General features: G+C 63.2%; 17 protein-coding genes. 7 read left to right on the forward strand and 10 right to left on the reverse strand.

Going from position 1 to position 20805, the window contains the following annotated elements:
- Nucleotides 1-92 precede the first annotated feature (92 nt).
- Nucleotides 93-1391, reverse strand: coding sequence for an amino-acid N-acetyltransferase (gene argA, locus C4K27_RS29550; RefSeq protein ID WP_009046098.1), 1299 nt, complete (start codon nt 1389-1391; stop codon nt 93-95).
- 145 nt (nt 1392-1536) lie between these two features.
- The gene (gene argE, locus C4K27_RS29555) at nt 1537-2685 is read right to left on the reverse strand and encodes an acetylornithine deacetylase (protein ID WP_037035237.1); all 1149 of its coding nucleotides are present in this window, start codon (nt 2683-2685) and stop codon (nt 1537-1539) included.
- A 159-nt stretch (nt 2686-2844) separates the two neighbouring features.
- Here argE and C4K27_RS29560 point away from each other — a divergent pair, with 159 nt between their 5' ends.
- Complete coding sequence (locus C4K27_RS29560; RefSeq protein WP_053263042.1) at nt 2845-4212, forward strand: CYTH domain-containing protein; 1368 nt, start codon at nt 2845-2847, stop codon at nt 4210-4212.
- A gap of 85 nt (nt 4213-4297) precedes the next feature.
- On the opposite strand, the gene C4K27_RS29565 is transcribed toward C4K27_RS29560, so the two are convergent.
- Nucleotides 4298-4768: an Lrp/AsnC family transcriptional regulator gene (locus tag C4K27_RS29565; RefSeq protein WP_007928270.1), complete on the reverse strand. Its 471-nt coding sequence runs from the start codon at nt 4766-4768 to the stop codon at nt 4298-4300.
- Between the two features lie 124 nt (nt 4769-4892).
- On the opposite strand from C4K27_RS29565, the gene C4K27_RS29570 reads away from it, so the two are divergent.
- Both C4K27_RS29570 and C4K27_RS29575 read left to right on the forward strand, forming a co-directional pair.
- A complete protein-coding gene (locus tag C4K27_RS29570) occupies nt 4893-5213 on the forward strand; it encodes an ACT-like domain-containing protein (protein ID WP_009046101.1) in 321 nt (106 codons plus the stop codon).
- 125 nt (nt 5214-5338) lie between these two features.
- Entirely contained in the window at nt 5339-7117 is a 1779-nt protein-coding gene (locus C4K27_RS29575) for a type IV pilus assembly ATPase TfpB (protein WP_053263043.1), read from the forward strand.
- A gap of 9 nt (nt 7118-7126) precedes the next feature.
- Here the strand turns inward: C4K27_RS29575 and C4K27_RS29580 are convergent, their stop codons facing one another.
- A complete protein-coding gene (locus tag C4K27_RS29580; RefSeq protein ID WP_053263044.1) occupies nt 7127-8107 on the reverse strand; it encodes a hypothetical protein in 981 nt (326 codons plus the stop codon).
- Nucleotides 8108-8294: 187 nt separating this feature from the next.
- Between C4K27_RS29580 and C4K27_RS29585 the strand changes: the two genes are divergently transcribed.
- Nucleotides 8295-8609, forward strand: a complete 315-nt coding sequence (locus C4K27_RS29585; protein WP_007928261.1) for a DUF2388 domain-containing protein — start codon at nt 8295-8297, stop codon at nt 8607-8609.
- A 77-nt stretch (nt 8610-8686) separates the two neighbouring features.
- On the opposite strand, the gene gcvP is transcribed toward C4K27_RS29585, so the two are convergent.
- A complete protein-coding gene (gcvP, locus tag C4K27_RS29590; protein WP_053263045.1) occupies nt 8687-11560 on the reverse strand; it encodes an aminomethyl-transferring glycine dehydrogenase in 2874 nt (957 codons plus the stop codon).
- 174 nt (nt 11561-11734) lie between these two features.
- Between gcvP and C4K27_RS29595 the strand changes: the two genes are divergently transcribed.
- The 3 genes from C4K27_RS29595 (at nt 11735) to C4K27_RS29605 (ending at nt 14873) form a co-directional block, all read left to right on the forward strand.
- Nucleotides 11735-12877 (forward strand): DegT/DnrJ/EryC1/StrS family aminotransferase, encoded by a 1143-nt coding sequence (locus C4K27_RS29595; RefSeq protein WP_053263046.1) that lies wholly within the window; start codon nt 11735-11737, stop codon nt 12875-12877.
- A 384-nt stretch (nt 12878-13261) separates the two neighbouring features.
- Nucleotides 13262-13945 carry a hypothetical protein gene (locus C4K27_RS29600; RefSeq protein ID WP_009051397.1) on the forward strand — a complete coding sequence of 228 codons (684 nt, stop codon included), beginning with the start codon at nt 13262-13264 and terminating at the stop codon, nt 13943-13945.
- 220 nt (nt 13946-14165) lie between these two features.
- A complete protein-coding gene (locus C4K27_RS29605; protein ID WP_053263047.1) occupies nt 14166-14873 on the forward strand; it encodes a hypothetical protein in 708 nt (235 codons plus the stop codon).
- Between the two features lie 94 nt (nt 14874-14967).
- Here C4K27_RS29605 and gcvH read toward each other — a convergent pair whose 3' ends face one another.
- The 5 genes from gcvH to C4K27_RS29630 form a co-directional block, all read right to left on the reverse strand.
- Nucleotides 14968-15351 carry a glycine cleavage system protein GcvH gene (gene gcvH / locus C4K27_RS29610; RefSeq protein ID WP_009046109.1) on the reverse strand — a complete coding sequence of 128 codons (384 nt, stop codon included), beginning with the start codon at nt 15349-15351 and terminating at the stop codon, nt 14968-14970.
- 51 nt (nt 15352-15402) lie between these two features.
- Nucleotides 15403-16485 carry a glycine cleavage system aminomethyltransferase GcvT gene (gene gcvT, locus C4K27_RS29615; RefSeq protein ID WP_053263048.1) on the reverse strand — a complete coding sequence of 361 codons (1083 nt, stop codon included), beginning with the start codon at nt 16483-16485 and terminating at the stop codon, nt 15403-15405.
- Nucleotides 16486-16641: 156 nt separating this feature from the next.
- On the reverse strand, nt 16642-18258 hold the full coding sequence (locus C4K27_RS29620; protein ID WP_053263049.1) for an ABC transporter permease: 1617 nt from the start codon (nt 18256-18258) through the stop codon (nt 16642-16644).
- 94 nt (nt 18259-18352) lie between these two features.
- Entirely contained in the window at nt 18353-19354 is a 1002-nt protein-coding gene (locus tag C4K27_RS29625; protein ID WP_053263050.1) for an extracellular solute-binding protein, read from the reverse strand.
- Nucleotides 19355-19555: 201 nt separating this feature from the next.
- The gene (locus C4K27_RS29630) at nt 19556-20773 is read right to left on the reverse strand and encodes a 2-octaprenyl-3-methyl-6-methoxy-1,4-benzoquinol hydroxylase (protein ID WP_164523785.1); all 1218 of its coding nucleotides are present in this window, start codon (nt 20771-20773) and stop codon (nt 19556-19558) included.
- Nucleotides 20774-20805 lie beyond the last annotated feature (32 nt).

Consider the following 20805-nt stretch of genomic DNA (forward strand, 5'->3'; position numbering starts at 1 on the left):
CGCGAATTTATTTTTCTGAAACATAAATCGCTTGCGGCGGGCACAGCAAAAACCCGCTCCTGTCAAGAGCGGGTTGCCGAAGGGAATGATGCTCAGAGGGCTTTTTCGAAGATCTTCGAGTTGCGCTGGTAGTTGTACAGCGAGGCCCGCGCGGAAGGCAGGCGCTCGACACTGCTAGGTGCGAAACCGCGTTCGCGGAACCAGTGGGCGGTACGGGTGGTGAGGACAAACAGGGTTTTCAGGCCCTGGGCCCGGGCCCGGGTTTCGATCCTTTCCAACAGTTCGTCGCCGCGACCGCCGTGGCGGTATTCCGGGTTCACCGCCAGGCAGGCCAGCTCCCCGGCGTCGGAGTCGGCGATCTGGTAGAGCGCGGCACAGGCGATGATCATCCCCTCGCGCTCGACCACGCTGAACTGTTCGATCTCACGCTCCAGCACCTCGCGGGAACGCCGCACCAGAATCCCCTGTTCTTCCAGCGGGCTGATCAGATCCAGCAGACCGCCGACGTCCTCGATGGCCGCCTCGCGGACCAGTTCGAACTGCTCCTGGGCCACCAGCGTACCGCCACCGTCACGGGTGAACAGCTCGGTCAGCAGCGCGCCGTCTTCGGCGTAGCTGACGATATGGCTGCGCCCTACTCCGCCCCGACAGGCTTCGGCCGCGGCATCCAGCAGTTCCGCCTGATAGTTGCCGCCCAGACGCTGCAAATGCGCCGGCACCTGCTGCGGACGCAGTTCGCGCACCAGGTTGCCGCTTTCATCCAGCAGGCCACGCTCGGCGCCGAACAGCAGCAGCTTGTCGGCAGCCAGGTCGATGGCCGCGCGGGTGGCGACGTCTTCGCAGGCGAGGTTGAAGATTTCCCCGGTCGGCGAGTAGCCCAAGGGCGACAGCAGCACGATCGAGCGCTCGTCGAGCAGGCGGTTGATGCCCTTGCGATCAACCCGGCGCACTTCGCCGGTGTGGTGATAGTCGACACCTTCGAGCACGCCGATCGGCCGGGCGGTCACCAGGTTGCCGCTGGCGACCCGCAGCCGCGAACCCTGCATCGGCGAGGACGCCATGTCCATGGACAACCGCGCTTCGATGGCGATGCGCAACTGGCCGACGGCGTCGATCACACATTCCAGGGTCGCCGCATCGGTGATGCGCATGCCGTGGTGGTAATGCGGGGTCAGGCCACGGGCGGCCAGGCGGGCTTCGATCTGTGGACGCGAGCCGTGCACCAGCACCAGGCGCACACCCATGCTGTGCAGCAGCACCAGGTCATGGACGATGTTGCCGAAGTTCGGATGTTCTACGCCGTCGCCGGGCAGCATGACCACGAAGGTGCAGTCGCGGTGGGCATTGATATAAGGAGAAGCGTGACGAAGCCAATTGACGTAATCGGGCATAACCTGAGCCTGTAAATAAGAAGCAGCCTATAAAAGGACGAAACGGGAAAACGCACAGCGGGCTGGTGGTTATCGTCGGAACAGGCTTGGCGACACGCTCGCTCTCCTTGAGGTACGGGCTTGGCCGTCGGTGATTTAGTAGAAATCAGGCCGGCGTCAGGCAGTAATGGTTAATCAGTTCACGTAGTAGATGCACGGTAGGCTGCAAGCGTGACATTTCGAGGTATTCCCCCGGCTGGTGAGCACAGGCGATGTCGCCCGGGCCCAGCACCACTGTCTCGCAGCCAAGGCGCTGAAGATAAGGCGCTTCGGTGCCGAACGCCACTGCTTCGGCGCGATGGCCGGTCAGGCGTTCGGCCACCCGCACCAGTTCGCAGTCTTCGGCCTGCTCGAAGGCCGGCGCTTCGGGGAACAGCGGCGCATAGTCGATCTTCACCTGATGCCGCTCGGCCACGGGCACCAGCTTCTGCCGAATGGCCGCGCGCAGCGCCTGCGGGTCCATGCCCGGCAACGGCCGCAGGTCGAACTCCAGCGAGCACTGACCGCAGATCCGGTTCGGGTTGTCGCCACCGTGGATACACCCAAGGTTCAGGGTCGGCTGCGGCACGCTGAACTGCGGGTTACGAAATTCTCGCTGCCACGCCAGGCGCAGGCCGCGCAGTTCACCGATGGCATCGTGCATGGCTTCCAGGGCGCTATGGCCCAGGCTCGGGTCGGAGGAATGGCCGCTGCGCCCGAGAATATCGATGCGCTCCATCATCACGCCTTTGTGCATGCGGATCGGCCGCAGCCCGGTCGGCTCGCCGATCACCGCGGCGCGCCCCAGTGGCCGGCCGGCTTCGGCCAGGGCCCGGGCGCCGGCCATGGAGCTTTCCTCGTCACAGGTGGCGAGGATCAGCAATGGCTGCTTGAAAGGCTGGTCCAGCAGCGGCCGGACCGCCTCGATAACCAGGGCGAAAAAGCCTTTCATGTCGCAGCTGCCCAGACCGACCCAGCGTCCGTCGACCTCGGTGAGCTTCAGCGGGTCGGTCTGCCACAGCGCGCCGTCGTAGGGCACGGTGTCGCTGTGTCCGGCCAGCACCAGGCCGCCGGGGCCGCTGCCGAAACTGGCGAGCAGATTGAACTTGCCGGGGCTGACCTGCTGGATATCGCAGGCAAAACCCAGGTCGCCGAGCCAGCTCGCCAGCAGGTCTATGACCGCACGATTGGACTGATCCAGCGCCGGCTGGGTACAGCTGACCGAAGGTGTGGCAATCAGCGCAGCGAACTGCTCTTTCATGGACGGCAATGGCATGCGCTGGCTCCCGGGCTCCAAGATGAAGTCCATCATAGAGCCATCCTGCGACAGGAATAAACCGCCACGGCACCTCGACGCGGCGAGTCCTGTACACTGCACGGCCTTGGCAGCCACACATTTCCCCCGGCTGCGCTCCCGATCCTGGATTTTCCGGCCATGCAGAAAGAAACCGAAATCAAACTCCGCGTCAGCCGCGAAACCCTCGCCGCCCTGCGTGAGCACCCGCTCCTGAAAAAACGCAACAAAAGTGGCTGGGAACACCGCGAACTGATGAACCAGTACTTCGACACGCCCGAGCGCGACCTAGCCCACGCCAAGGTCGCCCTGCGCCTGCGCCGCGACGGCGAAGAAGTGATCCAGACCCTCAAGACCCGCGGCCAGAGCGTCGCCGGCCTGTCGGAACGCAACGAGTACGACTGGCACCTGGCCAAAGCCAAGCTCGACCTGAAGAAACTCGACGGCGAATGCTGGCCCGAGCAACTGGCCGAGCTGGACAAGAAGACCCTCAAGCCGATCTTCACCACTGATTTCGTCCGCGAGCGCGCGGAAATCGCCTGGGGCCGCGGCAAGGCCAAGGTGGTGATCGAAGCCGCCCTGGACCTGGGCCACGTGATCGCCGGCAAGCAGAAGGAAGAGATCTGCGAGCTGGAACTGGAACTGCGCGAAGGCGAACCAGCCGCCCTGCTGGAGCTGGCCGCCGAACTGGCCGCCACCCTGCCGCTGATGCCCTGCGACATCAGCAAGGCCGAGCGCGGCTACCGCCTGTTCGACGCCAACAGCTACTCCCTGAGCCTGCCGGCCCCGGAACTGAGCGCACAAACGCCGCTGGACGACGCCTTCGCCGCACTGACCTGGCACCTGCTGGGCAGCAGCCAGCGCCTGGCCGAGCAGTATCGCTTCAACGGTCACTGGCGCCTGCTGCAGGACTGGGTCGAGAACCTGGCGGAACTGCGCGCCCTGGTCAGCAGCCTGGGCCAGGCCGCGCCGCGCCAGGCGACCGCCGAGTTGCGCGCGTCGCTGGACGGCCTGCTGGAAGACTGGCGTCCGCTGGTACAAGCCGGCCTGGACGACGAAGACGTGCGCAAGGCCGCGCCCGAACAGTTCATCGAAGAGCTGCAGGACGTGCGCTGGGGCCTGTTCTCGCTGAACACCTCGCGCTGGTTGCTGGCCCGCAGCTGGACCGCCGAGCGCAATACCCGTGGCAACCGCCAGGGTGCGGCGCAACTGGGCAGCTGGTTGCCGCGCCTGCTGGCCGACGAAGCCAGCGCCCTGCAACTGCCACGCTACCAGCAACAGCCGGAAGACCTGGCCGAACAACTGCCGCGCATCGAACGCATCCAGTCCTGGTTGCATCACGCGCGCAACGTGCTGGAAATCCCGGAGCTGGATCGCCTGTACGGCGAGTTGAACAAGCTGGCGCAGCTGGCCAACGAGCCGATCACCGACGAAACCCTGGATGCCCGCAAGCAACAGGCGATCACGGTGTTCCAGAACCGCGCATGGAAGACCTTGCTGCGCATGTAACGGCCTGATCGCGAGCAAGCTCGCTCCTACAGGTTGGCGGTAACCCCTTGTAGGAACGAGCTTGCTCGCGATAGCGCCAACTGCATCAACGCAGGACGGGCAGGCTGGTCGTGGACTTGATTTCCGACAGCGCCACGATCGAATTCACTTCCTGGATCCCCGGCACCATCGACAGTTTCTCGAAGAAGAAACGCTCGTACGCCTCGATGTCCGCCGTGACGATGCGCAACAGGAAATCCACCGCCCCCATCAGCACATAACACTCCAGCACTTCCGGAAAACCGCGGATCGCCTCGGTGAATTCGGTGAAGTTGGAACGGCCGTGAGCGTTGAGTTTGACCTCGGCGAAGATCTGCGTGTTGAGGCCGATCTTCTTGCGGTCGAGCAAGGTCACCTGGCCACGGATCACCCCCTCCTCCTTGAGCCGCTGGATCCGCCGCCAGCAAGGTGACTGCGACAAGCCCACCTGCTCGGCGATCTGCGCGCTGGACAGCGAAGCGTCCTCTTGCAGCAGCGCCAGGATGCGGCGGTCGTAAGCGTCCAGCTCGCTATGCATAGAAAACCCTCAATAATCTTTAAAGACGAATTATCCAATTCGATAATCCGGAAAATACGTTCATCTTAGATAAGAAATACCCGCAACCGAATGTAAAAATTTCTCCATTGATCTGGAGAACCCCATGCCCTCTCTCGAAGCCGTCAGTTCCCGCGCCGATGTGTGGAATGTCGCCAACACCCATTGCCGGGTGCATTACCAACTGGTCACCGACGCCGAAGCCGATGTGCTGTGCCGGGTGCTCAATCATTTCGCCTTGCAGTCCCTGCTGCCGCAGCAGGTCCAGGTGCAACAGCAGGACGGCTCGCTGCTGATGGAAGTGCTGCTCGACGGCCTGAGCTGGCACCGCGCGCAGGTCATCGCGGAAAAACTGCGCAACCTGATCAGCGTGTGTTCGGTACAGCTGCAACTGGCCGAGCGCGAGCCGTTGCAGGCCGCCGGCTGAGGGCGCCAGGCAAAACCCTGCAACGCTTGGGCGACTGGCGGTCGCCATCCCGGGACTATTCTTGGCATTGCGTGGTCAGAGGCGCATCTAACCCGCCTGCTGCCGGATTGTTCAAAGGAGCCCGCATGTCCGTTCCTCTCGTTACCCAGGACCACTGGCTGGATCTCAACGACCTGCTGCGCGACCTGGTCGCCCAGGGTTTCATCAGCCAGGACTCGGCCGAACACGCCCTGACCACCCGTCGTAATGCCGCCAACAGCCAGCTGCACCCGCTGGATTTTCTCGCCAGCCAGCACCTGGACGACCTCAGCCGGCCCGGCAGGCGCCTGGACCTGGAAAGCCTGACCCTGTGGCTGGCGCAACAGGCCGGCCAGCCGTACCTGCGCATCGACCCGCTGAAAATCGACGTCGCCGCCGTGACCCCGCTGATGTCCTACGCCTTCGCCCAGCGCCACAAGATCCTCGCGGTGTCGATCGACGCCGAGGCGATCACGGTGGCCAGCGCCCAGCCTTATGTCAGTGCCTGGGAAGCCGACCTGACCCACGTGTTGAAACTGCCGATCAAGCGGGTGGTGGCCAACCCGGTGGAAATCCAGCGGCTGACCGTGGAGTTCTTCCGCCTGGCCAAGTCGGTCACCGGCGCCAGCGCCGACCAGAAAAGCCACGCCCCGGGCAATTTCGAACAACTGCTCAACCTCGGTGCCAGCGATCAGGAGCCCGACGCCAACGACGCGCACATCGTCAACATCGTCGATTGGCTGTTCCAGTACGCGTTCCAGCAACGGGCCAGCGATATCCACATCGAGCCGCGCCGCGAACAAGGCACCGTGCGCTTTCGCATCGACGGGGTGCTGCACAACGTCTATCAGTTCCCGCCCCAGGTCACCATGGCCGTGGTCAGCCGCCTGAAAAGCCTGGGCCGGATGAACGTCGCGGAAAAACGCAAACCCCAGGACGGCCGGGTCAAGACCAAGACCCCGGAAGGCGGCGAAGTGGAATTGCGCCTGTCGACACTGCCCACCGCCTTCGGCGAAAAAATGGTCATGCGCATCTTCGACCCCGAGGTGCTGCTCAAGGACTTCGACCAGTTGGGGTTCTCCAGCGACGACCTGCGGCGCTGGCAGGAAATGACCCGCCAGCCCAACGGCATCATCCTGGTCACCGGCCCCACCGGTTCGGGCAAGACCACCACCCTGTACACCACCCTGAAGAAGCTGGCGACGCCGGAGGTCAACCTCTGCACCATCGAGGACCCGATCGAGATGGTCGAGCCGGCGTTCAACCAGATGCAGGTCCAGCACAACATCGAGCTGACCTTCGCCAGCGGCGTGCGCGCGCTGATGCGCCAGGACCCGGACATCATCATGATCGGCGAGATCCGCGACCTGGAAACCGCGGAGATGGCGATCCAGGCCGCGCTCACCGGCCACCTGGTGCTGTCGACCCTGCACACCAACGACGCGCCCGGCGCCATCAGCCGCCTGCTGGAACTGGGCGTCGCGCCTTACCTGATCAAAGCCACGCTGCTGGGAGTCATGGCCCAGCGCCTGGTGCGCACCCTGTGCCCGCACTGCAAGACCCCGCTGACCCTGGACGAAGGCGACTGGCAAAGCCTGACCCGGCCCTGGCAGGCACCGCTGCCCAGCCATGCCCACGGCGCCACCGGCTGCCTGGAATGCCGCGATACCGGCTACCGGGGCCGCGCCGGGGTATATGAAATCATGCAGTTGAGCGACAGCCTCAAAGCCCTGATCAGCACCGACGCCGACCTGCTCGCCATACGCCGCCAGGCCTTCTTGGAAGGCATGCGCAGCCTGCGCCTGTCCGGGGCGCAGAAAGTCGCGGCCGGGCTGACCACCCTCGAGGAAATATTGCGGGTCACGCCACAAAGCGAGCAGCGATGAGCTATCCCACTACCAGTCGAGTACACCCAACCCGGCATTGGGCTTGATCCACAGCACCGCGCCGCTTTCCCGGCGTTGCTGTATCGAGTGCCCCGCGTCGAGCGTTTCCCCCGTACGCAGGTTCTGCGCGCGGTCCGACTTGCTCGGGCTGAACATCAGGGTTCCCGGCGTGTCCTGGCGAACCCTCATGCCGCGGGGGTAGTGCCAATCGCCCAGGGTCAGGTCTTGCGCCAGTTGCCCGCGCCAACGTCCGGGTTGCCGCTGCTCGTCGAGGTCCAGGCTCAGGTCCGACAGCGCTATCCCCTGGATAACCACCGCCGGTGAAGCCAGACCGATGGTGTCGATGCTGAACCTGCCGTCGTACTGCCTGACCTCGCTGGAGTCCGGCCACTTCACCCCGGCCACATCGGCCCCGGTCACCAGGGTGCAGGCAGAGAAGCGCCAGCGGCTGGGCTGCAAGCGGTCCGCGTCGGCAATGTCCAGCGTTACCCAGGTGCCGCCAGCGCAGGGCCAGCCCGCAACGACCTGGTCACGGCTCAGCAGCATCTTTGAGAAAGGGCCGCTGCCGTACATCTGCAACTCTGTAACCTCCACACCGTTGATCCTGTGTGGTGCAGCAAATTCGGCGTAATAGAGGCTACGCAGTCCATGAGATTGCGGCCGGCCTTGCGCATCCAGAGGTTCAAGCGTTCCCAGATTCAGCTTGGCACCTGCGGGCAATTGCAGGCCATCAAGCTGTACGTCCTGCTCAAGTTGCGGGTGGTGCGCCTTATTCAGTTGATTGTCCCGGTGGATTTTCCACAGTACGCAAACCACGATGATTACGCATACCCCTGCAAGCACACCGAAGTGCAGGGGCTGACGACGCATCCGGTGTCGGCAGGCCGGAATGAGCAAGGCAATCAACAGCAAGGGAAGTCCGATAAAGGACAGCAACACCAGGTTCAGCAGGGTTCCATACATCATCGCGCCAAAAATCAAGGCAAGCATCCGTGCAGTCGAGAAAGTCGCCCATGGTGACAAATGCGACTGCTGCGTTCCAGTGCGCCGACTCAGCGCCAAAGTGCCGCTCAGCCCCTGTCCACACAGGCGAAAGCTTGTTGGAGCAGCAGGGAACTCAATCGGGCCAACGCCTATCAAAGGGCTCAGTTTTCCCCCCTAGTTGGAGTCACCCACCATGCGTCTCAAAACAGCTGTCGCCACCCTGGCCCTGCTTTCCCTGCCTGTAGGTTCGGCAATGGCCGACAGCTTCTGGCGTAACATCCTTTCCACCGGCGCCACCACCGCGTCCACCTACCTGACTTCCAAGGATCACAAGCTGATCGGCGCCGCCCAGGACGACGCCAGCAGCTTCGTCGCCAGCGAAGGCAACATCCGCGGTCCGTACCTGGAAGCCGCGATGCAGAAAGTCCGGGCCGACAACCCGGGCCTGCAGGCCACCGACATGGAGCTGGCCAACGCGATCCTGGCGAAAAACGCCGTCGCCCAGTGACCGCCAGCCTGTAGCCAGGCTGACGCAACGAAAAATGCCGCTCACGAGAGCGGCATTTTTTTGCCCGCCGTTCGAGCTCAGCGATAGGCATCCACCGGTACGCAGGCGCAGAACAGGTTGCGGTCGCCGTAGACATTGTCGACCCGGTTCACCGTCGGCCAGTACTTGTGCGCCCTGGCGTGGGGGCTGGGGATCACCGCCTGCTCGATGCTGTAGGGCCGCTCCCAGACCCCGGCGATGTCCGCCAGGGTATGGGGCGAGCGCTTGAGCGGGTTGTCTTCGGCCGGCCAGTTGCCTTCCTGGACCTGGGCGATTTCGGCGCGAATGCTCAGCATGGCCTCGATAAAACGGTCCAGCTCGGCCTTGGACTCGCTTTCGGTGGGCTCCACCATCAGCGTGCCCGGCACCGGGAACGACATGGTCGGCGCGTGGAAACCGTAGTCCATCAGGCGCTTGGCCACGTCCTCCTCGCTGATGCCGGTCTGCGCCTTGAGCGGCCGCAGGTCGAGAATGCATTCGTGGGCGACCCGGCCGTTGCGCCCGCTGTAGAGCACCGCAAAGGCCCCGCTCAGGTGTTCGGCCAGGTAGTTCGCCGAGAGGATCGCCACCTCGCTGGCATCCGCCAGCTGCGGGCCCATCAGGGCGATGTACATCCAACTGATCGGCAGGATGCTCGCGCTGCCCCAGGGCGCCGCGCTGACCGCGCCGTTCTGCGGCAGCGGCCCGTCGATGGCCACCACCGGGTGGTTGGCCACGAACGGCGCCAGGTGCGCCCGCACGCCGATCGGTCCCATGCCCGGGCCACCGCCGCCGTGGGGAATGCAGAAGGTCTTGTGCAGGTTCATGTGGGAAACGTCGGCGCCGATATCGGCCGGCCGCGTCAGCCCGACCTGGGCATTGAGGTTGGCGCCGTCCATGTACACCTGGCCGCCGTGACTGTGGATCACCTCGCAGATCTCACTGATGCCCTCTTCGTACACCCCGTGGGTCGAAGGATAAGTGGCCATCAGGCACGCCAGGTGTCCGCCCGCAATCTGCGCCTTGTCCTTGAGGTCTTGCAGGTCGACGTTGCCGGCGGCGTCGCAATCGACGATCACCACCTGCATGCCGGCCATCTGCGCCGAGGCCGGGTTGGTGCCGTGGGCCGAGGCGGGAATCAGGCAGATATTGCGCTCGCCCTGCTGGCGGCTCTCGTGGTATTTGCGGATCGCCAGCAACCCGGCGTACTCGCCCTGGGCCCCGGAGTTGGGCTGCATGCAGATCGCATCGAAGCCGGTAATGGCGCATAACCAGCGCTCCAGCTCCTCGATCATCAGCGAATAGCCGAGGGCCTGTTCCGGCGGGACAAAGGGATGCAGGTTGGCGAAGCCAGGCCAGGTGATGGGGATCATCTCGCTGCTGGCATTGAGCTTCATGGTGCAGGAGCCTAGCGGGATCATCGACTGGTTCAGCGCCAGGTCCTTGTTCTCCAGCTGCTTGAGATAGCGCAGCATCTCGGTTTCGCTGTGATGGCTGTTGAACACCGGATGGTTCAGGTAAGACGTGCTGCGCAGCAGGTCCTGGGGGATGCCCGGGACCAGGGTTTCAGCATCCAGTTGCGCGACGTCCAGCCCGTGGTCGGCGCCGAGGAACACATCGAACAGCCGGGCGACGGTGCTCTCGTCGCAGGTTTCATCCAGGCTCAGGCCCAGGTGCCCGCGCCCGAGGATCCGCAGATTGATCTGCGCGGCCTTGGCGCTCTCGATGATGGCCGTCTGGCTACCGCCGACCTCCAGCGTCAGGGTGTCGAAGAACTGCCGGTTCAGCCGCTCGATGCCCTTGCGTTCAAGGCCGGCGGCGAGGATGCAGGTCAGGCGATGGACGCGCTGGGCGATGCGCCGCAAGCCTTCCGGGCCGTGATAGACCGCGTAGAAACTGGCGATATTGGCCAGCAGCACCTGGGCGGTGCAGATGTTCGAGTTGGCCTTCTCGCGACGGATATGCTGCTCGCGGGTCTGCAGGGCCATGCGCAGCGCCACGTTGCCCCGGGCATCCTTGGACACGCCGATGATCCGTCCCGGAATCGCCCGCTTGTACTCCTCGCGACTGGCGAAGAACGCCGCGTGGGGCCCGCCATAGCCCATGGGCACGCCAAAGCGCTGGGACGAACCGAACACCACGTCGGCCCCCAGCTCGCCCGGCGGCGTCAGCAGCAACAGGCTCAACAGATCGGCCGCCACGCAGGCCAGCGCCTGCTGCGCGTGCAGGTGATCGATCAGCGGCCGCAGGTCGCGAATCTCGCCGTGGGTGTCCGGGTATTGCAACAAGGCGCCGAACACCTGGTGCCGCTTGAGGTTGTCCAGGCTGTCGACCACCAGTTCGAAGCCGAACCCTTCGGCGCGGGTCTGCACCACCGAGAGGGTCTGCGGATGGCAGTTCTGGTCGACGAAGAACAGATTGCTTTTCGACTTGGCCACGCGCTTGGCCAGGGCCATGGCTTCGGCGGCGGCCGTGGCTTCGTCCAGCAGCGAGGCGTTGGCCAGTTCCAGGCCGGTGAGGTCGATGGTCAGTTGCTGGAAATTGAGCAGGGCTTCGAGCCGGCCCTGGGCGATTTCCGGTTGGTAGGGCGTGTAGGCGGTGTACCAACCGGGATTTTCCAGCACGTTGCGCAAGATCACCGTGGGGGTCAGGGTGCCGTGATAACCCATGCCGATCAGGCTGGTCCAGACCTGGTTCTGCTCGGCGTAACCGCGCAGTTTGGCCAGGGCGGCCTGCTCGTCCAGCGCTGGCGGCAGGTCCAGCGGACGGTTGAAACGGATGCCCGGCGGCACGGTCTGTTCGATCAGCTCGACCCGGCTGCCCAGGCCCAGGCTGTCGAGCATCGCTTGCTGCTCGGCGGCGTCGGGCCCGAGGTGACGCCGCAGAAAGGCATTGGGATCGCGTAACTGGCTCAAGGACGGCAACTGGGACATGACGGGCTCTCTCTCAGGCGGCGCTCGGCGTCGATGGAACACGGTCAAAGCAGCATAGCAGCCGATCCCGCACGCCGACGGTCTGGCACCCCGGGCGAACCGGTAGCATGATGCTCGACTCCGGCGCGGCCCGCCGCCCTGCCTCGACCACTGTTTATCGGGTATCCCATCGTCATGAGCCAGCTGCCTTTCCTGCCGTTTTCCAAACCCACCATCGATGAAGCCACCATCGCCAGCGTTGGCGAAGTGCTGCGTTCGGGCTGGATCACCAGCGGGCCCAAGGTCCAGGCCTTCGAGGCGCAACTCTCGCAGTACTGCGGCGGGCGCCCGGTGCGCACCTTCAATTCCGGCACCTGCACCATGGAAATCGCCCTGCGTATCGCCGGCATCGGCCCTGGCGATGAAGTCATCACCACGCCGATCTCCTGGGTGGCCACGGCCAACGTGATTCTCGAGGTCGGCGCCACCCCGGTGTTCGCCGACATCGACCCGATCACCCGCAACATCGACCTGGCCCAGGTGGAAGCAGCCATCACGCCCCGGACCAAGGCCATCATCCCGGTGTTTCTCGCCGGCCTGCCGGTCGATATGGCACGCCTCTACGCCCTGGCGCGCAAGCACGGCCTGCGGGTCGTGGAAGATGCCGCCCAGGCATTGGGCTCAAGCTGGAATGGCGAGCGCATCGGCGCTGGCGGCGACCTGGTCTCTTTCAGTTTCCAGGCCAACAAGAACGTCACCTGCAGCGAAGGCGGCGCCCTGGTGCTGAACACCGCCGAAGAGGCTCGCCTGGCGGAGAAGTATCGACTGCAGGGCGTGACCCGACATGGCTTCGACGGCCTGGACGTGGACGTGCTGGGCGGCAAATTCAACATGACCGACGTCGCGGCCGCCATCGGCCTGGGCCAGTTCGCCCACCTCGAAACCCTCACCGCTCATCGCCGCGAACTGGCCCGGCATTACTTCGAATGCCTGGGCAGCGACTTCGAAACCCGCTACGGCGCCCAACTGCCCCCGGCGGACTTCAGCAACAGCAACTGGCACCTGTTCCAGCTGGTACTGCCGCAGCGGCATGACGGCAAACCGGCGCGGGCGACCTTTATGGAGCAGATGCAGGAGCGCGGGATCGGCATCGGCTATCACTACCCGCCGATTCACCTGCTGAGCCTGTACCGCGAGCGCGGTTTCAAGGAGGGGATGTTCCCGGTGGCGGAACGGGTGGGACGCCTGATCGTCTCGTTGCCGATGTTCACGGCCATGAGCAAGGGCGATGTCGAACGCTCGGTAGCGACGGTGAAGGCTGTTTTGCAAGAGACATAAATAGACACCCAGCCCTTGAACGGCTGGTTTCTACACTATTCAAGACGCTCAATATCCCGTTTTGGGCGTTTTTATTTCAGCAATAAATACAGTTGCCAATAGTTATATAAATATCCACTTGTCTGATCCTTTGCGCCAAAAACCAGACTCCCGGCGGCACTCACTTTAACCGCACACATAAGCACATGATAAATCAGCACGAACCCATACATAAAATTTCCGAAATACAGACGACTTCAAAACAATAGCCAATCATTCTATAGACCAACTTTCCGCCTGCTATGTTTACTTATGACTGCGCCCTGGAGACAAAAGGCCATTACGCAGTTGCAAAGACCGTCACAAAATCCATGTTTCAATTTATTCGAAATGGAGTTCAAAGAAATGAGCAGCCAACAAATAGTTGTATACATCGAAGAAGAACAGTTGATTGCGCAAAAGAACAACAACTACAGCCTCTATCTGGCCAAGAAAGTAAATAATGACTTTACGGTCATCTGGCAATCAAAAGGCCCCGTTGCCACAGTCAACAACCCTAGTTACCAATATAGAAACACCTTTGATATCGCCACCCCGTCCTTCATGGTCAACTTCACCAATGACCCGGTCAGCAGTGGCGATGTCACCTTCACCTCCGGCGGGAAAAACCTGCCCATCAGTACTGGCCAGACCACGACGCTCGATGCGAACGGCGTGTTCACTCCGGCCAAGAATGGCGGCGTACCCTCGGATGTTCTCATCAAAAATGAGCTGCAAGGCAATCCGCATGCAATCCTCCTGGATTCCAACGGCAACAACATCTGGGTGAACCGTCAGAGCGGCATGAACATCGGCCCTGCGACGCTGACACCAAAGAGCCAATATCAACTCTGGTTCGGCAACATTCAGGAAACCGGTTCGTTGATCGCCATCAACCTGTCCAACCCCTATGTAGCGACCCTGCAGGATGGCGGCAGCGTCACCATTACCTACACCGACAGTGGCACCTGGGTGACCGGCGAACCGGCCAGAGTCCTGAGCGCCTCTGAAGTCAGGGCGCTGCACGCCAGGCTCGGGATCGCGGCCTAGTCCGCCGGGCGGATCGAGCATCGGTTGCGCGAAGGACTTAGAGCACTGCGCGATGCCATTGGCAGTCTTCCGTTCGCACGTTGCGCTCATGCAAGAAAAACCCTGTATATCGTAGATCTACAGGGTTTTTTATTGATGATGTCGAACTCATGGTTGAACGGGCCAGGTGGGGTCGAGACTCTGTATATAAATCATCCACAGGATGAGCGTGAGATTAGCCATGAGTAAGCAAACCATAATTGTCTATATTGAAGAAGAGCAACTTGTTGCGCAAAAGATAAATAACTACAGCCTCTACCTGGCCAAGAAAGTAAACAGTTCCTTCACTGTCATCTGGCTTTCAAAACCGCCATTCGCCGCCCCCAACCAACCGACTTATCAATACAAGAATATCTTTAATATCACCAATGATTCCTACATGGTGAATTTCACCAACACACCGCTGCAAGAAGGAGACATCAATTTTACTTCAGGCGGAAAGAACCTACCCATCAACACAGGCCAGATAACCACCCTGGATCAATATGGTGTATTCAGCCCGGCAAGGAATGCTGGAACGCCAGGAGATGTTTCAATAAATAACGAACTTCCGGCCAACCCCAGCAATATATTATTGGACTCCACCGGACTCAGTCTCTGGGTGAACCGCTCAGGTGGCATGAATATAGGCATAACCACCATGACCCCCAAAAACGAGTTTCAACTATGGTTCGGTCCAGCCCAGGCAGCGGGTTCGCTGATCCCCAGCAGTCTGTCCAATCCTTACAACATGAGCGTGAACGACGGAGAAACCAAAACCGTCACCTACAACAATCAGGGCGCCTGGGTTAGCGGCGAACCCGCGACGAGTTTGACGGCAGAAGAAGTGGCAGAGCTTCACATCAGGGTGAACAAAGCCGTGCTGCGGGCCAGATCGCTCCGCCGCTAGGCCAGCCCCCAAGAGGTCGCCTGCAAACGAAAAACGCCGCGTACCCGATAAGGGCAGCACGGCGCTCTTGTAGCGGATTCGCGTCTGGCAGGGATTATTCGCCGATAGCGGCCTTATAACCGGCTGCGTCGAGCAGCTTCTCAAGATCAGCAGCGTTGGCCGGCTTGAGCTTGAAGATCCAGGCGCCGTACGGGTCGCTGTTGAGCAGCTCCGGGCTGCCGCTCAGGTCTTCATTGACCGCGATCACTTCGCCGGCCACTGGCGCGTAGATGTCGGAAGCGGCCTTCACCGATTCCACCACACCGGCCTGGTCGCCAGCGCCGAAGACATTGCCGACTTCGGTCAGCTCGACGAACACCACGTCGCCCAGGGCTTCCTGAGCGTGGTCGCTGATGCCCACGGTCACGGTGCCATCGGCTTCCAGACGGGCCCATTCGTGACTTTCGGCAAAACGCAGGTCAGCAGGGATATCACTCATGTTCTGTGTCCTCAAGAAGAAATGTCAGCGGTAGATCCCGCCGGAAATAAGTTAGATCAGGGTTTTGCCATGACGCACGAAGGTCGGTTTTACCACCCGGACCGGGTACCACTTGCCACGGATTTCCACTTCTGCACGGTCGGCGGTAGCCATGGGCACCCGTGCCAGGGCGATCGATTTGCTAAGCGTAGGAGAGAAACTACCACTGGTGATCTCTCCTTCGCCAACATCGGCGATGCGAACCACCTGATGGGCACGCAGCACGCCGCGTTCTTCCAGCACCAGGCCGACCAGTTTGTGCTTCACCCCACCCGCGCGCTCGGCCTCCAGCGCGGTGCGCCCGATGAACTTGCGCGACGCCGGCTCCCAGGCGATGCTCCAGGCCATGTTGGCCACCAGCGGTGAAACCTCCTGGTGAATATCCTGACCGTACAGGTTCATGCCGGCCTCCAGGCGCAAGGTATCGCGGGCGCCGAGGCCGATCGGCGAGATCCCCGCGCCCACCAGATCGTTGAAGAACGCCGGGGCCTGGTCGGCCGGCAGGACGATTTCCAGGCCATCCTCACCGGTGTAGCCGGTGCGCGCGATGAACCAGTCGCCATCGGCCTGGCCTTCGAAGGGCTTGAGTTGCTGGATCAGCGTGCCGCGCGACTGGGTCACCAGCTCGGCGATCTTGTGGCGGGCGTGGGGCCCCTGGATCGCCAGCATCGCCAGCTCGGAGCGTTCGTGCAGTTGCACCTGGAAAGCGCCCAGTTGCGCCTGCATCCAGGCCATGTCCTGGTCACGGGTGGCGGCGTTGACCACCAGCCGGTAACCGGATTCGGTGCGGTAGACGATCATGTCGTCGACGATACCGCCGTGCTCGTTGAGCATGGCGCTGTACAAGGCCCTGCCGGGGCTTTGCAGGCGTTCGACATCGTTGGCCAGCAGGTGCTGGAGCCAGGCCTTGGCCTGGGGGCCGTCGACATCGATCACGGTCATGTGGGATACATCGAAAACCCCGCAATCGCGTCGCACCTGATGGTGCTCCTCGACCTGCGAGCCGTAATGCAGAGGCATATCCCAACCGCCAAAATCGACCATCTTCGCGCCGAGGGCGAGATGAAGGTCATACAGAGGCGTGCGCTGTCCCATGGGTTTCTCCTTCCGGGCGTGGCGAAGGTGCGGGCGGTCGCTGTATGAGCTGGAAGCCTTGAAATAGAAGGCTCTCAGATAATTCAAAAGACCCGATCAGAAAGATCGACCACACCGAATGCCGCGCATTGTAGCCGCAAGGTGTGACACTGGCACCTAACCGATTCGATGAGCGGAGCGTCGGATCAGTCCGATCACCGGCAACAATCCCACCAGGACCAGGGTCAGGGCCGGCAACGCGGCACGCGCCCACTCACCCTCGCTGGTCATCTCGAAGATCCGCACCGCCAGCGTGTCCCAACCGAACGGGCGCATCAGCAGGGTGGCGGGCATTTCCTTGAGCACATCGACGAATACCAGCAGCGCCGCGCTCAGAGTGCCGGGCAGCAACAGCGGCAGATACACTTTGAAAAACAGTCGCGGTCCGCTGACCCCCAGGCTGCGCGCCGCTTCCGGCAACGAGGGGCGGATCCGCGCCAGGCTGCTTTCCAGCGGCCCGTAGGCCACCGCGATAAACCGCACCAGATAGGCCAGCAGCAACGCCGCCAGGCTACCCAGCAGCAACGGCTTGCCCGCCCCACCCAGCCAGCCCGACAGCGGGATCACCAGCTCGCGGTCCAGATAACTGAAGGCCAGCATGATCGACACCGCCAGCACCGAACCCGGCAAGGCGTACCCCAGGTTGGCCAGGCTGACGCCGGAGCGGATCGCCCGGGTCGGCGCCAGCCGTCGGGCGAACGCCAGCAGCAGGGCCACGCTGACCGTGATCAGGGCCGCCATGGCGCCCAGGTACAGGGTGTGCAGGATCAGCCCGGCATAACGCTCGTCGAGGTCGAAACGGCCACGCTGCCAGAACCACACCACCAGTTGCAGCACTGGGATGACAAAGGCGCAGGCAAACACCAACGCGCACCAACTGGTGGCTGCCAGGGCCTTGAGGCCATGCAGGTGGTACAGCGCCTTGCCCCGCGGCCGCTCGTTGCCGGAGCGACTGGCGCCACGGGCGCGACGCTCGCCGTACAGCACCAGCATCACCGCCAGCAGCAACAGGCTGGCCAGCTGCGCGGCGCTGGACAGGCTGAAGAAGCCATACCAGGTCTTGTAGATGGCGGTGGTGAAGGTGTCGAAGTTGAACACCGCCACCGCGCCGAAATCGGCCAGGGTTTCCATCAGCGCCAGGGCCACACCGGCACCGATGGCCGGCCGCGCCATGGGCAGGGCCACGCGCCAGAACGCCTGCCAGGGCGTCTGCCCAAGCACGCGCGCGGCTTCCATCAGGCCTTTGCCCTGGGCCAAGAACGCAGTGCGCGCCAGCAGGTACACATAGGGATAGAACACCAGCACCAAGACCAGGATCACCCCGCCGGTGGAACGCACCCGCGGCAGGCGCAGGCCCATGCCGAACCATTCGCGCAGCAGGGTCTGCACCGGGCCGGAAAAATCCAGCAGGCCGACGAAGACAAAGGCCAGCACGTAGGCCGGAATCGCAAAGGGCAGCATCAGCGCCCAGTCCAGCCAGCGCCTTCCGGGAAACTCGCAGAGGCTGGTCAGCCAGGCCAGGCTCACCCCCAGCAGCGTCACGCCGACACCGACGCCCAGCACCAGGGTCAGGGTGTTGCCCAGCAGGCGCGGCATCTGGGTCTCCCACAGGTGCGACCAGATCTGCTGGTCGATCACCTGCCACGACAGCAGCAGCACGCTCAGCGGCAGCAGCACCAGGGCGGCGACGGCAAAAACCAGCGGGTACCAGCGACGTTGGGCGGGATGGGCCACGAAAGACTCTCGAACGAGATGGATCAATAAAAGGCAATTACGAACCGGTTAAACAAAACGCCCCGCAAAGGCGGGGCGCAGTATAACCAGCGGATCAGTTCCAGCCAGCACGGTCCATCAGGCGAATGGCCTCGGCCTGGCGCTTGCCGGCGACTTCCACCGGCAGGGTGTCAGCCACGAACTTGCCCCAGGCGGCCACTTCGGCGGACGGCGGCACGCTCGGGTTGGCCGGGAATTCCTGGTTCACGTCGGCGAAGATCTTCTGCGCTTCCTCGGTGGTCATCCACTCCACCAGGGCCTTGGCGGCTTCCGGGTGCGGTGCGTGCTTGGTCAGGCCGATGCCCGACAGGTTGACGTGCACGCCGCGGTCGCCCTGGTTCGGCCAGAACAGTTTGACCGGCAGATCCGGCTTCTGCTTGTGCAGGCGGCCGTAGTAGTAGGTGTTGACGATGCCCACGTCGCACTGGCCGGCGCTGATCGCCTCGAGCACCGCGACGTCGTCGGAGAACACGTCGGTGGACAGGTTGTTGACCCAGCCCTTGACGATTTCTTCGGTTTTCGCCGCGCCGTGGGTTTCGATCAGGGTCGCGGTCAGCGACTGGTTGTAGACCTTCTTCGCCGTGCGCAGGCACAGGCGGCCTTCCCACTGCTTGTCAGCCAGGGCTTCGTAGGTGGTCAGTTCGGACGGTTTCACCCGCGCGGTGGAGTAGGCGATGGTCCGCGCCCGCAGGCTCAGGCCGGTCCAGGCGTGCGAGGCGGCGCGGTATTGCAGGGGGATGTTGGTGTCGATCACCTTGGAGGTGAACGGCTGCAGGATACCCATCTGCTCGGCTTGCCACAGGTTGCCGGCATCGACGGTGAGCAGCAGGTCGGCGGTGGCGTTCTCGCCCTCGGCCTTGATCCGCTGCATCAGCGGCGCTTCCTTGTCGGTGATGAACTTCACCTGGACCCCGGTTTTCTGGGTGTAGAGATCGAAGACCGGCTTGATCAGCTCGTCGATACGTGAGGAGTAGACCACCACTTCGTCGGCTGCCTGGACAGTACCGCCAATGAGGGTGAGGGCCAGGGCGGTCAGTAGACGCTTCGGTGCCAACATGGGAGCGGTCTCTCGAAATCAAAGGGGAGTAAATGATAAGGACTACTATTTAGCTTCTCAAACTGAACCGGAGACCGAGGCGTTACGAGATGTTGCTGATGCATCGCCAGCGTGGGGTTCAGAGCAGACGCGCGCCCACACATGTCCGCGCGGCCCCTGCGGGAGCCGCCGGTTGAGCGGTTCGACTACTCGCGATAACGGTCAGGCCTTGGCCAGTTCCGGCAGATCCCCGCTGAGGCCCAACGCCTGGCGCACGAACAGCGCCTTGGCCTCGGGCATCTGGTCGACCATTTTCAACCCGGTATTACGCAACCAGCGCAGCGGCAGCGGATCGGCCTGGAACAACCGTTCGAAGCCTTCCATCGCCGCCATCAACGCCAGGTTGTGCGGCATGCGCCGCCGCTCGTAACGGCTGAGCACCTTGGTGTCGGCCAGGTGTTCGCCGCGGCTGGCCGCCTGCAGCAGCACCTCGGCCAGCACCGCGGCATCGAGGAAGCCCAGGTTGACCCCCTGCCCGGCCAGCGGATGGATGGTATGGGCCGCGTCGCCGATCAGGGCCAGGCCCTCTGCCACGTAACGCTTGGCATGACGCTGGCGCAACGGCACGCAGAGCCGCGGGTCGGCGCTCAACACCGCGCCCAGGCGGCCTTCGAAGGCGCGTTCCAGCTCACGGCAGAAGTCGCTGTCGTCCAGCGCCATCAGGCGTTCGGCCTCGCTGGGCGTGGTCGACCAGACGATCGAACACCAATCGTGCAGCCCGTCGCGCTCCAGCGGCAGGAACGCCAGCGGGCCGTTGTCGGTGAAACGCTGCCAGGCGGTCCTCTGGTGCGGCTCGGCGCAACGCACGCTGGTGACGATGGCGTGATGCAGGTAATCCCATTCGCGAGTGGCGCAGCCGGTCAGGCGCCGCACCGCCGAATTGGCGCCGTCGGCGGCGATTACCAGCGGGGCGCGCAGGCTGCGGCCATCGGCCAGGGTCAGTAGCCAGTCGTCGCCGGAACGGCGCATCTGCTCCAGGCGGGCGTTGGCCAGCAGGCCGATGTCGCAGTTGTGCAGACGCTCCAGCAGCGCGTCCTGGACCACGCGGTTTTCCACGATGTGGCCCAGCGCCTCGGCATGCACGCTGGCGGCCGAGAAGTGAATCTGCCCGGTGCCGCTGCCATCCCAGACCTGCATCTCGGCATACGGGCTGCAGCGCCGCCGGGTCACCCCTTCCCAGACACCCAGGCGCTCGAGAATCCGCTGGCTGGCCGCCGACAATGCACTCACCCGCGGCTCGAACGGTGCTTCGTCGTCGAAGGGCTTGACCTTCAGCGGGCTGCCATCGAGCAGCAGCACTTCCAGGCCGCTGTCCTGCAACGCCAGCGCCAGGGCGCTCCCGACCATTCCGGCCCCGACAATCAGCAGATCTGCACGCATTTCCATGCTTTAAGCCTGTCTCGCTTGCGGCT

It is taken from the genome of Pseudomonas chlororaphis subsp. chlororaphis, from assembly GCF_003945765.1.
Lineage (GTDB): Bacteria > Pseudomonadota > Gammaproteobacteria > Pseudomonadales > Pseudomonadaceae > Aquipseudomonas > Aquipseudomonas chlororaphis.